This is a genomic window from Dyella sp. 2RAB6 (assembly GCF_052115385.1).
In the GTDB taxonomy this organism is placed as follows: domain Bacteria; phylum Pseudomonadota; class Gammaproteobacteria; order Xanthomonadales; family Rhodanobacteraceae; genus Dyella_D.
In genome coordinates this window covers 614,938-633,849 of the sequence record NZ_JBFRGP010000001.1, presented here as the reverse complement: position 1 = coordinate 633,849, position 18,912 = coordinate 614,938, and the positions used below count along the sequence as shown (strand labels likewise).

The 18,912-nt window shown below is 67.8% G+C and carries 13 protein-coding genes and 1 tRNA gene; 2 read left to right on the top strand and 12 right to left on the bottom strand.

Annotated elements, in window-relative coordinates:
- Window positions 1-36 precede the first annotated feature (36 nt).
- The 10 genes from AB4083_RS02765 to AB4083_RS02720 form a co-directional block, all read right to left on the bottom strand.
- Complete coding sequence (locus tag AB4083_RS02765) at window positions 37-6,258, bottom strand: autotransporter outer membrane beta-barrel domain-containing protein (RefSeq protein WP_441606218.1); 6,222 nt, start codon at window positions 6,256-6,258, stop codon at window positions 37-39.
- Window positions 6,259-6,490: 232 nt separating this feature from the next.
- Entirely contained in the window at window positions 6,491-7,123 is a 633-nt protein-coding gene (gene hisIE / locus AB4083_RS02760) for a bifunctional phosphoribosyl-AMP cyclohydrolase/phosphoribosyl-ATP diphosphatase HisIE (protein ID WP_441606217.1), read from the bottom strand.
- A gap of 12 nt (window positions 7,124-7,135) precedes the next feature.
- Entirely contained in the window at window positions 7,136-7,906 is a 771-nt protein-coding gene (gene hisF / locus AB4083_RS02755) for an imidazole glycerol phosphate synthase subunit HisF (RefSeq protein ID WP_441606216.1), read from the bottom strand.
- Window positions 7,900-8,628, bottom strand: coding sequence for a HisA/HisF-related TIM barrel protein (locus AB4083_RS02750; protein ID WP_441606215.1), 729 nt, complete (start codon window positions 8,626-8,628; stop codon window positions 7,900-7,902). The genes hisF and AB4083_RS02750 overlap by 7 nt, the downstream gene beginning before the upstream one ends.
- Complete coding sequence (gene hisH / locus AB4083_RS02745; protein WP_441606214.1) at window positions 8,625-9,239, bottom strand: imidazole glycerol phosphate synthase subunit HisH; 615 nt, start codon at window positions 9,237-9,239, stop codon at window positions 8,625-8,627. The genes AB4083_RS02750 and hisH overlap by 4 nt, the downstream gene beginning before the upstream one ends.
- A complete protein-coding gene (hisB, locus tag AB4083_RS02740) occupies window positions 9,239-10,303 on the bottom strand; it encodes a bifunctional histidinol-phosphatase/imidazoleglycerol-phosphate dehydratase HisB (protein ID WP_441606213.1) in 1,065 nt (354 codons plus the stop codon). Before hisB ends, hisH begins: the two co-directional genes overlap by 1 nt.
- Window positions 10,300-11,361 (bottom strand): histidinol-phosphate transaminase, encoded by a 1,062-nt coding sequence (gene hisC, locus AB4083_RS02735; protein ID WP_441606212.1) that lies wholly within the window; start codon window positions 11,359-11,361, stop codon window positions 10,300-10,302. The genes hisB and hisC overlap by 4 nt, the downstream gene beginning before the upstream one ends.
- On the bottom strand, window positions 11,358-12,665 hold the full coding sequence (hisD, locus tag AB4083_RS02730) for a histidinol dehydrogenase (RefSeq protein WP_441606211.1): 1,308 nt from the start codon (window positions 12,663-12,665) through the stop codon (window positions 11,358-11,360). The genes hisC and hisD overlap by 4 nt, the downstream gene beginning before the upstream one ends.
- Window positions 12,662-13,555 carry an ATP phosphoribosyltransferase gene (hisG, locus tag AB4083_RS02725; protein ID WP_441606210.1) on the bottom strand — a complete coding sequence of 298 codons (894 nt, stop codon included), beginning with the start codon at window positions 13,553-13,555 and terminating at the stop codon, window positions 12,662-12,664. The genes hisD and hisG overlap by 4 nt, the downstream gene beginning before the upstream one ends.
- A complete protein-coding gene (locus AB4083_RS02720) occupies window positions 13,552-13,884 on the bottom strand; it encodes a YerC/YecD family TrpR-related protein (RefSeq protein WP_441606209.1) in 333 nt (110 codons plus the stop codon). The genes hisG and AB4083_RS02720 overlap by 4 nt, the downstream gene beginning before the upstream one ends.
- Window positions 13,885-14,051: 167 nt before the next feature.
- Here AB4083_RS02720 and AB4083_RS02715 point away from each other — a divergent pair, with 167 nt between their 5' ends.
- Complete coding sequence (locus AB4083_RS02715) at window positions 14,052-14,663, top strand: DUF998 domain-containing protein (protein ID WP_441606208.1); 612 nt, start codon at window positions 14,052-14,054, stop codon at window positions 14,661-14,663.
- A gap of 536 nt (window positions 14,664-15,199) precedes the next feature.
- Here the strand turns inward: AB4083_RS02715 and AB4083_RS02710 are convergent.
- Both AB4083_RS02710 and hisS read right to left on the bottom strand, forming a co-directional pair.
- Window positions 15,200-17,104, bottom strand: a complete 1,905-nt coding sequence (locus AB4083_RS02710; protein ID WP_441606207.1) for an HAL/PAL/TAL family ammonia-lyase — start codon at window positions 17,102-17,104, stop codon at window positions 15,200-15,202.
- 99 nt (window positions 17,105-17,203) lie between these two features.
- Window positions 17,204-18,577: a histidine--tRNA ligase gene (gene hisS / locus AB4083_RS02705; RefSeq protein WP_441606206.1), complete on the bottom strand. Its 1,374-nt coding sequence runs from the start codon at window positions 18,575-18,577 to the stop codon at window positions 17,204-17,206.
- 180 nt (window positions 18,578-18,757) lie between these two features.
- Between hisS and AB4083_RS02700 the strand changes: the two genes are divergently transcribed.
- Window positions 18,758-18,834: transfer RNA gene (locus AB4083_RS02700), tRNA-Pro, on the top strand.
- The last annotated feature ends 78 nt before the right edge of the window (window positions 18,835-18,912 follow it).

Sequence of the window (18,912 nt, the reverse complement as noted above, 5' to 3'; positions counted from 1 at the left end):
CCCGTCATTCCGGCGCAGGCCGGAATGACGATATCGCTACTGGAAATTCCAGCGCACCCCGAAGTTGGCACCCCAACCGCGCGCACCGGCGTTGCCAACCTCCTTCTGGTAATCGGCCTCGCCGTAGAACGACCACTGCCGTCCCAGTGAATACGTGCCGCCCAGGCCCAGCTCCACACCCTGGCCATACGCACCGCCGACGAAGGTCTGCTCCAGACCGGGCGCGCTGTCGGCACCGATGGTCACGCGCGAACGCCCGCCCCAGCCCTTGGTGTAATTCAAGCGCACATACGGCGTAGCGAAACGCTGCTCGCCGCGATCCCAGGTGCGATAGAAGCGCACGCCGATGCGGCCGACGTTCTGGTCGTAGTCGTGGAAGTTCACCCGCGTGCCGTCCTGGTCCACCAGGCTGTCCACCCGCTCGTGCAGCCGCGCCAGTTGCAGTTGCGGTTCCAGCGTATAGCCGCTGTCGAAGCGCCACGGATAGCCCGTCTCCACGGAAGCGGTCCAACCCGTGGCGCGCAGGCGCGCGACGTCCTGCATGCGCGCCACGTCCACGTCGCCCTGGTGGCGATCGCCGGATACCACCGCATCCACGTAGAAACCGTTGACGTGCTGCCAGGTCAGGAAGGCGGCAACACTGTTGCTGTAGAACTTCGTGCGGCTGGTACCGTCGGCGGCCTTCGGCTCCAGCCGCGTGCGCCCATGGGTGAAGGCCAGGCCGGCGCGCATCGCCGACTTCTCGTTGTCGATATTGAAAATGTTCGCGCCCACCTGCAGCGCGCGCACGTGCTGGTCGTAGTCGTAGCCGAAGCGGCGGAAGCTCACGTCGGTGTGATAGGTGTAGTCGCCGCCGATCACGCGCGCGAACGCTTCGCCGCCCGCGCCATCGTCCAGGACGTTCTCGTGGCGGATCTCGCCCAGGCGCTTGTGCAGGTTGTCCAGCATGCGGAAGCCGTAGGCGGCGAGAGCACCCGGCGCGGAAATATACGCGGGCACCTGCGGCGTCACCTCGGGGCGGCCCGGCGCGCAGGTGTCGATACCGTTCACCAGGCAGCCGTCGTCCGGTGCTTCGGTGACGGCGGGCGGTGGCGTCGGTGCCGGTTCGCAGTCGGTTTCGCAGATATAGACATTGGCCAAGCGGTAATCCCAGAACGCGTTGCCGCTGCCGGCGACCACGCGCTGCCCCGCCACGGACGAACCCGGTGCGAACGCGTACAAGCCGTACTTCCACGGACCCGCCGCGAGATAACCGCTGGCCAGATGGAACGCATCGGCCGTGGAGCTGCCCGCCACCTGCACCACCGAAATGCCTTCCGTCGCATCCACCGCGCTGTTGTGATTGAAGTCGGTCAGCTCGCCCGTGCTCGCCGCCGATGGCGCGATGTTCAACACGGTGCTGCCGCTGGCATTGCCCTGTACCAGCAAGCGATCGCTGAATTGATTGCTGAGCGCGCTGCCGAGATTGAGCGTGGTGATCAGCTCGATCCGGCCGTTCTGCCCGATGTAATCGCCACCTACCGTGAGGCTATTGCCCGGCGAGCCGGCGCCGTTGGTGAGATCGATCACGCCTGCATTGCTGACATGCGCGCTGGTCGCCGTGGCGCCGGAGATTACCGGGTGCACGTTGTTGCCGGCGAACAGCGTGGATGCCGCATCGATAACGACGTCGCTGTTGGCCAACTGCAGGTTGTCGGTCAGGGTGAAGCGGGTGCCGGTGAAATTGATGGTGTTCCAGCCGCTGCCCAGGTTCACGCCCTTGCCCAGATCGTCTGCGGCGAACGAACCGCCGCGCGATTCGATGCCATCCAGGGTCAGTGTATTGCCGCCGCCGCTGCCGGCGGTGAGATGGTAGGTGCTGGACAGATCCACGCCCTTGACCAGCGCGCTGTTGTTCGCGCCGTTGCCCATGCTGAGGCTGCCGTTGAGCGTGCCGGCAGTCCAATTGAAGGTGTCGCTGCCATCGCCGGTGGCGAGATCGCCCTGCACCGCGCCGCCGGACAGCGTCACCGTATCGTTGCCGGCGCTGCCGCGCAGGGCCGGGCCGCGCGCGCTGGCGGCCTGGATCGTGCCGGTGTTGGTAAAGCGGGTGCCGGCGCCGTTGGCAAGATCGACCACCGGCGCCGCGCTGCTGGCCGAAATCAGCTTGCCGGTGTTGCTGGTGCTGGAGGCCGTGCCCGCCACCAGCGCCGAACCGCCCGCTGCGCTGCTGACATTCACCGATGCCGCCGTGGTCACCGCGCCGGTGGTCAAAGCCTGGATGCCCGTCGCGCCCGCACCGTTGGCATTCACCACATAGTTCTTGCTCAGGTCCAGCGCGCCGGTGGTGGCGGAACCATCGGCGTGGCGGAACGCGAAACCGGTCCCTGCGCCCGCCACGTTGATCGTCACCGTCGATGCCGGATCGAACGCCGTCGCCGTGCGGATGCCCGCCCCATTACCCGCCTGCACCGTCACGCCCTGCAACGACACCGCGCCGATTTCCGCCGCATTCTCGATACCGTTGCCGCTGCCGTCGGCGGTGATGGTGGCGTTGGCCACCGTCAGCGACGATGCACCCGCGTCCAGCAGCACGCCATGCGCGCTGCCATGTGCGGCCACGCTGCCGCCTTGTCCATCGATGCTGGCCTGCGCGCCGCCCAGCAGCCGGATGCCGGCCAGGCCGTTGTCGACGGTGACCGTGCCCAGGCCGAGGATCTGCGACTGCGCACCCTCGACCCGCACGCCGGTGCCATTGGCGACGTGGATGCTGCTGCTGTTGGTGAGCGTGCCGGCGCTCTGCACCCACACGCCCGTAGCGCCGGCACCGCTCAAGTCGAGCGTGCCGGTATTCACCAGCGTACCGAGGTTCTTCGCCACGAAGCCGATCGCATTGGCGCCCGCGCCGCTCACCGCGCCGTTGTTGGTCAGGGTGGTAGCTACCGGTGTCCCTGCTGCCGCGCCCGAGATGTCGGTCTTCTGTCCATCGACGATGCCACCGATGCTGCCGTTGCCGCTGAGGTTCACCGTCGAACCGGCGCTCAAGGTTCCGCTTGCGCCACCATCCACTTCCACGCCCGTCGCATTCGCACCGCTGACATTGAACGTCGCGGTGCCGCTGGTCACCGTAGTGCCCGGGCCCGAACCGGTAATGCCGCGCGCACCGGCACCCGACGAGGTCAGCGTGGGCGTACCGCTCAAGGCCAGCGTCGCGCCGTCGTCGATGCGATAGATGGTGGCGTTGGCGGTGCTGGCATCGATGGCATTGGCGGCGCTGTTGATCCGCGCTCCCGCGCCCAGCGCATGGAACGCGATCTGATCGGTGTTGGCAAACACCGGCAACGCCGTCGCCGACACATTCACCGTTCCCGCATTGATCGCCTCGGCGCCGATCGCACCCACGCCATTCATCCGCACCTGCGCGCCGTTCTGCAGATTCACCACCGCCTTGGCGCCGGTCGCGCTCACGCCGCGCGTGCGATCCGCGACGCTGCCGCCATTGGCGGCGATGATGCCGGTGGTATTGGCCGTCGTCGCGCTGTTGCCGCTGCTGCCGTCGACCAGGATGCCGGTGCCGCCATCCTGCACCGTGATATTGCCGCTGTTGTTCGCCGTCGCACCCGTCTCGACCCGGATGCCGGTGGCGTGCGCGCCGGTAAAGCTGATATCGCCGGTATTGGTGAGCTTGCCGCTGTTGCGCGCGATATAGCCGGTGAGCGCGGCCTGGCTCTCGGTCAACGTCGCCGCCGTGGTCAACGAGGTGCTGCCTGTCGGCGAACCGGTATTGGCACCGGTCAGGCTGTGCTTCTGGCCATCGACGATGCCCGCCACCGAACCCGCACCGGACAGATGCACGGTGGTGGCCGCATCGATCGCGCCGGTGGCGCCGCCTTCGATCACTACGCCCGTGGCACCGGCGCCGGTCACCTGGATCTGCGCATCGTTGGTGCTGACCGTCGACGGCGCGCCGGTGCCGATGACCGCCTGCGAGTTCGCACCCGATGCGGTAAGGCTCAGTCCCGTGCCATCGAACACCGCGCCGTTCTCCACCCGGAACAGGGTGGAACCGGTGGTGGTGACATCGAGCACCGAGCTGGCCACATTGATCTTCGCGTTGGCGCCAAAGGCGAAGAAGGCGATCTGCTTGCTGCCGCCGGCGAAGGTCGGCTCCGCACCGGCCAATACGTCCACCGTCGCGCGGCCGCGTGCATGGATGCCGATCGCGCCGTCGCCCAGCAGGTTCACCGGACCGCTGACATTGGCCGTCGCCGTGCCGGACGCCTGCCCTTCCACCCACACGCCGAAGTTGCGCGTGCCGCTGCCCGGATCGGCGCCGCCGGCGACATTGATCACGCCGCTGGAACTGGCCGTCGACGCGCTGCTGTTGGTGCTGAGCACCTTGATGCCCACGCCGTTCACGCCATTGAGATTGATCGTGCCGCTGTTGCTGATGCCGCCACCCGCACCGGAGTTGGTGACCAGGATGCCGTCGTTCTCGCGCGGCACCGTGGCCGCCTTGCCGTTGATATTGATGGTGCCGCTGTTGGTGACCGTGGCATTGGGCGCATTGCTCACTACGATGGCCGCGGCATTCTGCGTGCGGCTGCCGATGGTGATGGTGCCCTGGTTCAAGGCCGTCGCATTGCCGTTGACGGTGATGCCCGCGGTCAGCGAGCCCTGGTTGATCGCCACGTCGGCCGGCGCCACGTTCGGATCGGTCTGCGCGCCGCGGCCGATATAGATATTGCCCGCGGCGTTGTTGGTGAATTGCCCGGTGCCGTCCGCCAACAGCACGCCCGTCATCGAGCCATTCGATTTATTGCCGGTGACGCCGACATTGACGATGCCGCTGTTGTTGGCATTGCTGTTGCCATTGAGGCGGATGCCCGCCGATTGTCCCGCGCCATTGGTGGCGCCAGTGGCCAGGTTGAGGATGCCGTTGTTGGTGAAGGCGCTGGACGCGGCCAAGTCCACTACATAGGCGCCATAGGCGCTGTCGACCGTGCTGCCGTTCGGATTGAGAAAGAAGTTGCCGTTGATCACGCCGTTGTTGATGCCCGAACTGCTGCCGGTGATGAACATCGCCGAGCCGTCGCCGGTGGTATGCGTGACCGCCAGCGTGCCGTTGTTGGTCAGCGTGCCACCGCTTTCCGCGCGCATCGCGCCACCGTTGGAGTTGGCCACTTCCAGCTTGCCGCCGGCATCGACGGTGGCGGTGCCGTTATTGCCGATCGCATGCATCGCCACGCGCAAGCCGATCGGCTGGGCGACTTCGTCGGCCGCATTGTTGGCGCTGACGTTGTAGCCGATGGTCTGCGTCGACGAGCTGTAGGCCTTGCCGAACTCCGTGCTGTACTGCGCCGGATCGAGGTTGCCTGCCTGCAGCTGCTTGATCAGCCAGTCGTTATAGGTGCGCAGGTCGCTGTCGTTGTTGACCGTCTTCGCATTGCTCACGCCATCCAGGGTGGTGACGCTGAAGCTGCCGCCGTAGCTGGACACATAGGTGACCTGGTAGGTCTCCGGCTGCGCCGGATTGGCGACCGCGCCGATAAAGGTGATGCGATTGGACGACTGCCAATGCAGTGCACTGGCATTGCCGCCGCTGCCATCGGCATAGAACAGCGAGGACTGCTTGGCCGCCATGGTCCAGCCATTGGTGCTGGCGGTGGACGCCGCGCCGGCCGTGCCGATATTGACGTTGAGCGTACCGCCGCCGCTGTTGACCGTGCCCACGCGCGCATCGATGTACTGCGCGCCGTTGACGTTGACCTCGTCCGGCACCGTCGCACTCGCATCGACCGCTGCCGTCGGGGTGAGATTGGCGGTGGCATAAGTCGACGCCACACGGGTACCGCCGGTGATCGGGTCCGGCACGGTGGCGCCGAAGTTCTGCGTGCCCGGATTGAGCCGCGCCGCACCCACCCACTGCCAGCCGCTGACGATGCGGCCGATCGCATTGAGCTGCCCCAGCGTGGTGTTGCGCGAGCCGCTGTCGCCCGCGAGGAATTGCTGCGGCCCCTGCAGGGTGACCGTGGCCCCGGCAGCGACGACCGTCGCGCCGACCTTGTTGTCGTTGAGCTGCGGATCGTAGACGCCGAGCGCCACGGACTGCGCCGCGGCATGGCCGGCGACAGCACCGCACAGCACAGGAAGCGCGATACGCAAGGCGGCACGCCGCCGCTTTCCCCGGCCCTGGCGCCCGCGCCGGAACGCCAGCTCGGAAGCGACCACCCAGGCGCCGCGCACGGCGCTCCACACCACCCGATAGACAGTATTCATGCGGCCCTCTTTCGATGTTCCAGCGGCACCATGGCCGCGGAGAGACTCCACGGGAGTCCCTGCCTCTCACATCGAAACGCACCCGCACGAACCCGACTGGCTCAAGCCCCCTGACCGGATGGTCGTTTCTCCGAACGACACAACACGGCGAATTCGCTTGCATTCGATCGCCGCGCGGGCAGTTGTAGCTGCATGAATACTATTGCGCAAGTTTTCTCTTGTGAGAAAAACGTCAAGGACGTGACGCGTGCCGCGCCTGCAGAACCTGGCATACCTCGCGCATGCCGAGACCGCGCGCACGCAGCGCCACCATCAGATGGAAGACCAGGTCGGCCGCCTCGCCGAGCAAGGCTTCATCGTCCTGCACCACGGCAGCGAGTGCGGTTTCCACGCCTTCCTCGCCGACTTTCTGCGCGATGCGGCGGATGCCGCCTTCGAACAACCGCGTGGTGTAGCTGCCTTCGGGGCGCTCGTCGTTGCGTTGCTCCACCAGGCGATCCAGCGTGGCGAGAAAACCCAGCGGCGGCGCCACCTGCGCACGTTCGCCGAAGCAGCTGGACGTGCCGAGATGGCAGGTCGGCCCTTGCGGCTCGACCTGCAGCAGCAGCGTGTCGCCGTCGCAATCCACGCGCGCCGACTTCAGCGCCAGCACGTGGCCCGAACTCTCGCCCTTGGTCCACAGGCGCTGTTTGCTGCGGCTGAAGAAGGTGACCTGGCCCAGGTCCAGGGTCCGCGCCAGCGCTTCGGCATTCATATAGCCGAGCATCAGCACTTCGCCAGTCAGCCAATGCTGCACGACCGCAGGCAGCAGGCCGTCGCCCTTGCTCCAGTCCAGTCGTGCGAAGTCGGTGTTGAAGTCGCTCATGCTCGGTCCCGGTCAGAGGCGCGTCGCGATGCCCGCGCCGCGCAGGTATTGCTTCAAGGCGGGCACGGCGATCGTCCCGCTGTGGAACACGCTGGCCGCCAGCGCGCCGTCGACATCGGCCAGCGCGAACGCGTCGCGGAAATGCTCCGGCGCGCCCGCACCGCCCGAGGCCACCAGGGGCACCCGGCAAAGCGCACGCGCGGCGCGCAGTTGTTCGAGGTCGTAGCCTTCGCGCACGCCGTCGCTGCCCATGCAGTTGAGCACGATCTCGCCGGCGCCCAGGCGCTGCGCCTGTTCGATCCAGTCCAGCGTGCGCCAGGCCAGCGCCTGCGTCTTGTTGGGGTCGCCGGTGTACTGGCGCACGCGCCATTCGCCGTCGGCATCGCGCAGGCTGTCCACGCCCACCACCACGCATTGCACGCCGAAGGCCTCGGCCAGTTCGCCGATCAGGGCCGGGCGCTCCAGCGCAGGCGAGTTCACCGAGATCTTGTCGGCGCCCGCATACAGCACGGCGCGCGCATCCTCCACGCTGCGGATGCCACCGGCCACGCAGAACGGAATGTCGATCTCGCGCGCCACCCGCTCCACCCAGCCGCGATCCACGCTGCGGCCTTCCGGGCTGGCGGTGATGTCGTAGAACACCAGCTCGTCGGCGCCTTCGTCGCGATAGCGCATGGCCAGCTCGACGATCTCGCCCATCACCACGTGGTCGCGAAAGCGCACGCCCTTGACCACCTTGCCGTCGCGCACGTCCAGGCAGGGAATGATGCGGCGGCTCAGCATGCCAACGCCTCCTCGATACTGAAGCGGCCTTCCAGCAGCGCCCGGCCGAGGATCACACCCTGCGCGCCTGCCGTGCGCGCGGCGACGATGTCGTCCACCGAGCGCACGCCGCCGGACGCCTGCACGGCCAGGGCCGGCACGCTGCGCGCAAGATCGCGGTAAAGCTCCAGATTGAAACCGGCCAGCATGCCGTCGCGGTCGATGTCCGTGCACAGCAGGTGCTGCGCGCCGCGGCCGGCATACCAGGGCGCCAGCTCGTCCAGCGAGCGCGCTTCCAGCTCGGTCCAGCCAGCGCTCGGCAGCGCCCAGCGGCCATCGATGCGGCGGGTGTCCAGCGCGATGGTGAGCTTCTCCGCGCCGTACTCCTCCAGCCAGGCAGCGACCCGCTCGGGCTCGCGGATCGCCAGGCTGCCGATGACCACGCGCGCGACGCCGGCCTCGAACAGCCGGCGCAGATCGTCCTCGCCACGCACGCCGCCGCCGGCCTGCACATACATGCCGTCGCGCGCGATCGCTTCGATCACCCGCAGGTTGTCCAGGCTGCCGGAACGCGCGCCGTCCAGATCCACCACGTGCAGCCACATGGCTCCCGCACCGGCGTAGCGCAGGGCCAGCGAGCGCGGCTCGAACTCGTAGGTGGTCTGCTGGTCGTAGTCGCCCTGGCGCAGGCGCACCACGCGGCCGGCGCGCAGATCGATGGCGGGAATGACGCTGAAGCTCATAGTTCGAGGAAGTTCTTGAGGAGCCTCGCGCCGACGGCGGCGGAGCGCTCGGGATGGAATTGCATGCCGTGGAAATTCTCGCGCGCGACCACGGCGGAGAACGCGCCGCCGAAGTCGGCGGTGGCCAGCGTGTGCTCGCCGGGCGGCAGGGCGTAGCTGTGCACGAAGTAAGCCCAGCGGTCATGCCCTCCGTGCGCGCCGTGCGCGCCGTCCAGCCCCGCCACCAGCGGATGCTGGCGCTCGATGTGCAGGCGGTTCCAGCCCATGTGCGGCACGCGCAGCTCCGGTGTGTCGGCGAAGCGGCGCGCCGTACCCGGGATCACCCCCAGGCACTCGGTCGCGCCCTCTTCCGAATGCTCGAACAGCAGTTGCATGCCCAGGCACACGCCCAGCACCGGCTGCGTCAGCGAACGCATCAGATCCACCAGGCCAAGCTCGCGCAGACGCGCCATGCCGGGACCGGCCGCGCCGACGCCGGGCAGGATCACCTTGTCGGCGCGGCGGATGGTGTCGGCGTCGGCAGTGAGCGCCGCATCCGCGCCCAGGCGCGCCAAGGCATAGCGCACCGAACCGATATTGGTGCCGCCGGCATCGACCAGCACCACGGACATCACAGCGCTCCCTTGGTGCTGGGCAGCTCGCTGCCCTCGCGGCGGATCGCCTCGCGCAGCGCGCGCGCCACCGCCTTGAAGCAGGCCTCGACCATGTGGTGCGCATTCTCGCCGTACACGCTCAGGTGCAGGTTGGCGCCCAGCGTCTCGCACAGCGAGCGGAAGAAATGCGGCACCAGTTCGGTCGGCACCTCGCCCACGCGCTCGCGCGGGAAGTTGCCGTCGAACACGAAGTACGGGCGGCCGGACAGGTCCAGCGCGGCGCTCGCTTCCGACTCGTCCATCGGCAGGGTGAAGCCGTAGCGCGCGATGCCGCGCTTGTCGCCAAGCGCCTGGCGCAATGCCTGACCCAGGGCCAGCGCGCAGTCCTCGATGGTGTGGTGTTCGTCGATATGCGTGTCGCCGTCGCACTCCAGTTCCAGCGCGAAGCCGCCGTGCTTGCCGATCTGCTCCAGCATATGGTCGAAGAAGCCCAGGCCGGTGCGCGCCTTCGGTTCGGCCACGCGGTCCAGGTCCACCCGCACGCTGATGCGCGTTTCCTTGGTGTTGCGCGTGACGTTGGCGGTACGCGGCGCATCCAGCAGCTGATGGGCGATCTCCTCCCACGACAGCCCTTGCGGACCGACCAGGAAACCGCGCACGCCCATATTGGCGGCGAACTGCAGGTCGGTCTGGCGATCGCCCACCATCGCCGCGGCGCCACGGCTCCAGCCATCGTCCGCCAGATAGTGGCGCAGCATGCCGACGCCGGGCTTGCGCGTGTCCAGGCCGTCGCGCGGGAAACTGCGGTCGATCAGCACCTCGCGAAAGCGGATGCCCTGCGAGGCGAGGATGCGCAGCAGCAGCTCGTGCGGCCCGGTGAAATGCGCTTCGGGAAAGCTGTCGGTGCCCAGGCCGTCCTGGTTGGTGACCATCACCAGCTCGTAGCCGGCGGCCACGCAGCGTTGCAGCGCGGCGATCACCCCGGGCAGCAGGGCCAGTTTTTCGTAGCTGTCGATCTGCTCGTCCGCCGGCTCCTCGATCAGGCAGCCGTCGCGGTCGACGAAAAGCATCTTGCGGCTCATACGCGGTCTCCGTTCAGTACGTCGAGTACACGCGTATTCTCATCCGGCGCACCGATGGTGATGCGCAGTGCATCACCCAGATTGGGATAACGCCGTACGTCGCGGACCACGATGCCGGCCGCGAACAGGCGCCGATAGGCGGCGCCGGCATCGTCGAAGCGCACGGCGAGGAAATTGGCCTGCGAGGGCAGCACCTCGCGCACGCCGGGCACGGCGGCCAGTGCGGCGGCCATGCGCGTGCGTTCCGTCCGTACCTTGCGGATATGCTCCGCCGCCTCGGCCTGCCCTTGCGCCGACAGGCCTTCCAGCGCTGCCGTCACGCAAGGCAGCGGCAGCGGATACGGCGGGATGATCCGCCGTAGCAAGGCGATCACCTCGGCATTCGCCAGCAGCGTGCCCACGCGCGCACCGGCCAGCGCCCAGGCCTTGGACAAGGTGCGCAGCACGGCGAGGTGGTCGTAGCGATCGATCAGCCCGGCCACGCTGCCGCCGTCGGCAAACTCGACATAGGCCTCGTCCACCACCAGCAGCGCGCGGCCGGCCAGCGCGCGCGCCAGTTGTTCGATGGTGGCCTGCGGCACCGGCTGCCCGGTGGGATTGTTCGGGGTGCAGACGAAGACCAGCTTCACCGCCGGCGTGAGGGCGGCGAGCAAGGCGTCGGCATCCACGCTGAAGTCGGCCGCCAGCGGCACTTCCACGATGCCCGCATCCTGGATGCGCGCGCATACCGAGTACATGCCGAAGGTCGGCGGCTGGATCGCGATGGCATCGCGCCCCGCGCGGCAGAACGCACGCACCAGCAGGTCGATCGCCTCGTCGCTGCCGCGGGCGACCAGCAGCTGGTCCTCGCGCACGCCGTAAAGTTCGGCCAGCGCGCGCACCAGCGCCGCCGGCTGCGGGTCGGGATAGCGATTGCAGCCGCGTCCCGCCGTACCCGTCGGCGCCCAGGCCGATTCGTTGGCATTCAGCAGGATCGCGCCGCCGCTGGCCTCCATGCGCGCCGAGGAATACGGCTGCATGGCGCGGATCTCCGGGCGCGCCAGATCGAGCACGCTCATGCCCTTGCCTCCAGCGCGGCCAGGCGCAGCGTCACCGCGCGGCGGTGCGCTTCCAGTTGCTCGGCCGCGGCCAGCGTCGCGGCGCACGGGCCGATCGCGCGCAGGCCATCCGCGCTCAATTCCTGCACGGTGATCTGCTTCTGGAAACTGGCCACCGACACGCCGCTGTAGCTGCGTGCATAGCCGTAAGTCGGCAGCACGTGGTTGCTGCCGCTGCAGTAGTCGCCGACCGACTCCGGCGTCCACGCACCGAGGAAGATCGAACCGGCGCTGTCGATACCGTCCAGCAGCGCGCGCGGTTCGGCCACCTGCAGGATCAGGTGTTCCGGCGCGTAGCGATTGCTCACCGCCACCGCCTGCGCCAACGAATCGACCAGGATCAGCCGGCTCTGCGCCAGCGCCTGGGTAGCGATCGCTGCGCGCGGCAGCGCGGCGCATTGACGTTCGACTTCCACCGCGACGCGGTCGAGCAGCGCATCGGAGGGGCTGAGCAGGATCACCTGCGAGTCCGGGCCGTGCTCGGCCTGCGACAGCAGGTCGGCGGCGACGAATTCCGGATCGGCCTCGCTGTCGGCGATCACCAGCACTTCCGAGGGGCCGGCCGGCATATCGATGGCCGCGCCCTCCGGATCGCCGGACACCTGCAGCTTGGCCTCGGTGACCCAGGCATTGCCCGGGCCGAACAGCTTGTCGCAACGCGGCACTGTCGCCGTGCCATAAGCCATCGCGGCGATCGCCTGCGCGCCGCCGAGCTTGAACACCCGGTGCACGCCGGTGATGCGCGCGGCATACAGCACCGCCTCGTCGCAGCGGCCGTCGGCGCGGGCGGGGGAACACAGCACCACCTCGCGGCAACCGGCGAGTTGCGCCGGTACGCCGAGCATCAAGGCTGTCGACGGCAGCGGCGCGCTGCCGGCTGGCACGTATAGGCCGACCTTGGCGATCGGACGCAGCACACGCTCCACCCGCACGCCAGGCGCGGTGTCCACCGCGACGGGACGCGGCGCGGATGCGCGATGGAAGGTGGCGATGCGCGTGGCGGCTTCTTCGATGGCGGCTTTCAGTTCCGGCGCCAGCATGGCTTCGGCGGCCGCGAATTCTTCCGCGCTGACTTCGATCGCCTCGATGCTGCAGCGGTCGTACTTCGCGCTCAGCTCGCGCAGCGCGGCATCACCCTCGGCGCGCACCTTGGCGACGATCGCCTCCACGCCACGGCGCAGTTCCTCCGCACGCGACTGCGCGGGGCGAGCCAGGGCCTGCAGCTGCGCCGCGGCATCGAGCGCGTTCCAGTCCAGTCGTTTCATGCCAGCATCTTCTCCACCGGCAGCACGAACATCTCGCGCGCACCGGCCTTCTTGATCTCTTCCAACTGCCGCCAGCTCACTTCACCGGCACACAGCGCCTGCAGCATCAGCTGATCCGGTTGTCCCGCCACCGGCAGCAAGGTCGGCTGCGGACCGCCCGGCAGCAGGCGGGTCACCGCCTCCAGGTGCTGGCGCGAGGTCTGCAGCAGCAGCAGGCGCGATTCGCGTACCTGCATCACGCCATCGAGGCGCTTGAGCAGCAGCTCGATCATGTCGCCGCGCTCGTCCGTGGGCAGCAGCTTGGGGCCGGCCAGCACCGCCTCGCTTTCCAGCAGCACGTCGGCTTCGCGCAACTGGTTGGCGACCAGGGTGCCACCGCTCTGCACCAGATCGCAGATCAGGTCTGCCGTGCCCAGCCGCGGCGCGATCTCCACCGAACCGGCCAGCGTCACCACGCCGGCATCCACGCCGTTCCTGCGCAGCCAGTCGCGCAGCAGGCCCGGATAAGAAGTGGCAATGCGCAGGCCGTCGAGCTGCTGCGGCCGCTCGTAGTCCAGCTCCTGCGGCACCGCGATCGACAGCCGGCAGCGGCCGAAACCCAAGGCACGCCATTCGGCCAGCGGCCCGGCCTCGCGTCCGTCGGTGAGCGAGTACTCGCTCAGCACATTGCGGCCGACGATGCCCAGGTCGCACACGCCCTGCGCGATCAGCCCCGGGATATCGTCGTCGCGCACCAGCAGCAAGTCCACCGGCTCGCCTTCGCCGAACAGGAACAGCTTGTCGCGGCTCTGGCGGAAGCTGAGGCCGCAGCGGTTGAGCAGATCCAGCGCCGGCTCGGTCAGCCGGCCGGACTTCTGCATGGCGATACGCAAACGATCACGCGGTTTCATGCCTTGCCCTTCTTTGCCGCACGGCGACGCGAGGCGCGCGCCGCGGCGGCCAGGTAGCCGCCATTGCCTTGATTGAGAAAGCGCGCCACCCGCCCGATGGTGGTGATGCTCACCGCGGTGCGCTCGTGGATCTCGCGATACGGCACCTCGTCGAGCAGATACGGCACCACCCGCCAGCGGTCGACCAGCACTTCCAGCTCCGCCGGCGTGCACAGGTCGCGCAGGAAGGCGCCCATCTCCTCGGTGTTCTTCAGCGACAGCAAGGCCTCGCTCAGACTGAGCTCGGCGGACTCGGCAGGCAGTTCGGGATCCAGCGATCGACGCTTCATAATGTACTAACGCGTTAATACAGTGGAACAGACTATAGCCGGCTTGTGCGTTTGCAGCAAGTCCTCCACCCGGGCTTTATCTGCGCCCGGACAGCCGCGCCCCGCAACGGCCACTTCACCCGGCCAGCCCCTACAATCCGCGACTTCCCGCTCCCCACCCGCACCCCATGACCGATACCCGCCCCGTCCTACCGACCGCCCGCCTGCTGCTGTTCACCGTGACGGTTTTCGCCCTGGTCTGCGGCGCCGCCCAGTTCTGGCGCCACGACCTCGATCCCATCGCCATCCCCCTGAGCCTCTACCTCACCGGCCCCGGCGGCGAGTACGTGCGGCTGGCGTATTACCTGATCTCGATGGGTTTGCTGGGGTTTGCCTTGGGCGGTTATCGGGCGACTTCGCCGCGGTTGCGCAGTCGGCTGGCGTCGGTGCTGTTCGCTGGCGCGGGCCTGGCGCTGCCGCTGGTTGCGATCACCGAACTATTTATCGATTCACCGCATGAAAACCAGGCACGGCTGATCCACGGCCTGGCCGCCCAGGCCACGTTTCTTTGGCTGAGTTTCGGGATGCTGTTGTCGAGTGCGCGCTGGCGGCGCGATGCCGTACTAGGAACTGGCAGCATGCCAGGCTGGATCATCGCGTGGGCCGCGACCATCGTGCTCTGGCTACAAGTCTTCCTGCGCGATCTACCGCACGGGCTGATGCAGAAGCTGACGATCGGGTTGATTCTAGTGTGGCTGGTGTGGGCTGCCAGGCACGTGCGCCGCGCGGTTCATGCGTAGCGCGCCCTGCCTCAACTAGCGGTATCGCAAGCCCCGCGCCCTCACCAAAAGCTATGAGCAAGCGGCGCAGCCGCTGCGTTCCGCTTGCGCGCTTTTGCCGTTGCTCTTGATCTACCGGGTCCCCTTGGCGCCGGCGGTGAGGGCTGGACGATCAGGCCCCGCAGGGGGCGAGGACAGGACGTCCTCGCCTTTTTGACTCGGGCAGGATGCCCGATCAAAAAGCCCGGCCAGCCCTCACGAACCCGTAGGTGGCGTAGCCACCGGAGGGCGCCAAGCAGGGTGCCCTTCTCTTTGCTTACGTTCTCTTGGGCAAGCAAGAGAAAGTAAGTCGCCCCGCGGCAGCGGGGCGAAATACTCGCCGACAGGCGAGACAACCTAGCGATAGCACGACAATCGAGTATCACCGCTACTGGATGATTCGCTTCGCTCACCCCTTCGGGGCCGCCCTGCGGGCGTTCTTCGCGCTACGCGCTCGTCCGGCCTACGCCGGAATGACGAACAGAGCGGACTCCGTCCTACCCCGGAATGACGAGCAATCAGCCCACAGCCCGCCGCTGCACCAGTTCGCACACCGTGCGCACATCCCCATCCATCGCGCGATCGCGCGACATAAACCCGATATGCCCACGCAACACATCATGCGCCTTGCGCACCGCCTCACCCGCGTGGAAATCCCCCACCCCCGCCAACGCCGAAGTCAACTGCTGCACCTCCGCAGCAAACTGCGCGTAATGCGCATGATCCTCACGCGGCGCATTCGCCACCTTCGCCGCCAGCGCCTTCCAATCGCCCCGCGCAGCCAACCGACGCGCGGCATTCAGCATCGCCTGACGGAAATCCAGCGCCTGCGCCGCCGTATACAACTCCAGCGCAATCACATGACTGAGATCGTCCAGCATCTCCAGCACATGCCGCGCCTCATTGGCGCCCATCGAAACATGATCCTCGGCATTCGCACTGGTCGGCACCGAATACACGCTCGCCGGATGCGCCCGCGTGGCCAGATCGTTGACCAGCGCCGCCGCCGTGTACTGCACGATCATGAAACCCGAATCGGTGCCGTCCTCATTGCCGGTCAGGAAGGCCGGCAAGCCATCATTGGTCGCCGGATCCACCAGCTTGTTGAGCCGGCGCTCGGAGATCGACGCCAGCACCGGAATCGCCGCCTTCACGTAGCTCATCGCCAGCGCCAGCGGCATGCCGTGGAAATGGCCGGCGGAAATCACCTGCTCCTCGATGAACTGCGCGCCTTCGGCATCCGGAAAGATCAGCGGATTGTCGGTCACCGCATTGAGTTCGATATCGATCACGCGGCAGGCCTGCGCCCAGGCATCGCGCACGGCGCCATGCACCTGCGGCATGCAGCGCAGGCAATAGGCGTCCTGCGGCTGGTGCTTCTTGCCGCCCTTGAACGGCAGGAAGCGGCTGTAGAACGCCTCGCGCCCGTGGCGCTGGTTGGCCGGCACCCAGTCCCAGCCGATGTCGAAGCTCAGCGCCTGGTCTTCCGGCGCGGCCCACGCATCGGCAGCCCACTGCTTGAAGCGCGGCACCAGGTGGTAAGGGATATCGACCAGGGTGCTTTCGGTCAGCAGCTCGCGCACGTGCTCGGCCGTTTCGACCTGGCCGGGGTGCGGACGCAGCGCGTGCACTTCCGGGCGCAGCGCGCCGCTGCGGCCGGCGAAGGCGTCCAGCGTCATGGCGGCGGCGAGGTCGGCGGTGTCGAGCAGGTATTCCAGCGTGTCCAGCGCCAGCGCGGCGGTGGCCAGCATCTGCGCGGTGCCGTTGTTCAGCGCCAGGCCTTCCTTGAACGACAGCCGGATCGGCGTGAGGCCGACGCGCTCCAGCGCATCGGCGCCGGACAGGCGCTCGCCCTGGTAGAACGCTTCGCCACCGCCGAGCAGCACGATGGCCAGGTGCGACAGCGGTGCGAGGTCGCCGCTGGCACCGACCGAGCCCTTCTCCGGCACCACCGGCACCACGCCGCTGTTGAGCAGCGCGGCGAGCGCGCGCAGGGTTTCCACGCGGATGCCCGAATGGCCGCGCATCAAGGTGTTGATGCGGATCACCAGCATGGCGCGCACCACGTCCTCGGCGAACGGCTTGCCCACGCACACGGCATGGGTGGTGATGAGGTTGTGCTGCAGTTCGTCGAGCAGCGTGCCTTCCGGCTTGTCGGGATGCCCTCCCGGCAATTCGTCGCGCAGGCGATGCGCGCCGAGCAGCTTGTCGGCATTGCTGCCGAAGCCGGTGGTGACGCCATAGGTCGGCTCGCCGCAGCTCACCTTGTCGGCCAGGAAATCCGCCGCGCGCTGCACGCGCACCAGCTTGGCCTCGTCCAGCACCACCGGCACGCGTTCGCGCGCGGCGGCGACCAGTTGCGCGCGGGTGAGGCTGCTGCCATCGAGCCGGATCGGCTCGACGTTCATAAGATCAACGCTCATACGGATGCTCCGCGCCCACGGGCGCCGGTCGAAGTGGGGAATGGGAGTGCTTGAAGGCAACGCGCGCGGACGCCATCGGCGATGGCGTCCGCGCCGGGCTCACGGCGCGATCTCGGCCTGGGCCAGCTCCACGCGCAGGGTCTTGATCAGGTCCGCGCGGGCGACTTCGAACTGGTCCTGGCGGCGCATGTCCTTGACCGTGACCGCGCCCTTGGCCAGCTCGTCCTCGCCCAGCACTAGCACGAAGCGGATGCCGGCGCGGTCGGCGTACTTGAACTGCCTGGCCAGCTTGCCGCCCTCCAGCACCACCTCGGTGGCGATGCCGGCGCCGCGCAGTTCGCTGGCCACGGCCAGGTAGTCGGCCATGCGCGCTTCGTCCATCTGCGTCACCAGCACTTCCACCGTGCTGCGCGCGGTGCCGACCAGGCCGGCTTCGCGCAACTGCCAGTACAGGCGGGTGAGGCCGATCGAGATGCCGACGCCCGGCAGGCGCGACTTGGTGTACTGGCCGGCGAGGTTCTCGTAGCGGCCGCCGGAGCAGATCGAGCCGATCTGCAGGTAGTCGTTGAGGGTGGTCTCGTAGACGGTGCCGGTGTAGTAGTCCAGGCCGCGCGCGATCGACAGGTTCAGCGCGAAATGCGTTTCCGGCACACCGAAGTCGCGGATCAGGCCCAGCACTTCCTTCAGTTCCGCGCGGCCCTGCTCCATCGACTCCGGACCGGGGCCGAGCGCGTCGAGCTGGTCGAATGCTTCCTGCACGGTGCTGGAGCGCACCTGCACGAAGGCGAGGATCTTGTTCGCCACCTCGGCGTCGAGGCCGAACGCATCGCCGGTAAGCGTTTCGCGCACGTAGTCGGCGCCGCGCTTGTCCAGCTTGTCCACTTCGCGCAGCACCAGGGTCTGCTGTTCCGCGTCGATCACGCCCAGGCTTTCGAAGAAGCCGCGCATCAGCTTGCGGTTGTTGAGCTGGATGGTGAACGCGCCGATGTTCAGCTCGCGGAACACGCTGTAGATGACTGCCGGCAGCTCGGCGTCGTAGCGCACCGAGAGGCCGTCCTTGCCGATCACGTCGATGTCGCACTGGTAGAACTCGCGGAAGCGGCCGCGCTGGGCGCGCTCGCCGCGGTACACGCGCTGCATCTGGTAGCGGCGGAACGGGAAGCTCAAGTCGTGCTCGTGCTCGGCCACGTAGCGCGCCAGCGGCACGGTGAGGTCGAAGCGCAGGGCCAGGTCGGGCTTCTCACCTTGCTCGAGCGAACCGGTCGACTGCACGAAATAAACCTGGCGCTCGGTCTCGCCGCCGGTCTTGGTCAGCAGCACGTCGGAGAACTCCATCACCGGCGTTTCCACCGGCAGGAAACCGAAGCGCTCGTAGTTGCGGCGGATCGTGTCGAGCATGCGCTGGAACGCGATCTGGTCGAGCGGCAGCAGCTCGAGTACACCGGGCATGGTGCGGGCCGGGGTAAGCGCCATGAAATCCTCTGCGTCGAAAGGGGACGTGCCATTGAATCGGGCCGGCGCCGATGGCGCTCAGCGGTAGCCGCATAGGTTAGCAGAAGGCCTGCGCGCCCCTTCGGCGAGCGCGCCGTCGAATCCGAATGATCCGCACCTGTTGCGAAGTCCCCCCAGGGTCATTAAGATACGCGGCTCCCACGGGGTGTAGCTCAGCCTGGTAGAGCGCTACGTTCGGGACGTAGAAGTCGCAGGTTCGAATCCTGTCACCCCGACCAAATTCGATGAAAAAGCCGGCCCAGCGCCGGCTTTTTCATGCCCGCGCGACAGCCATGCGGGCCATCCAACATACTCGG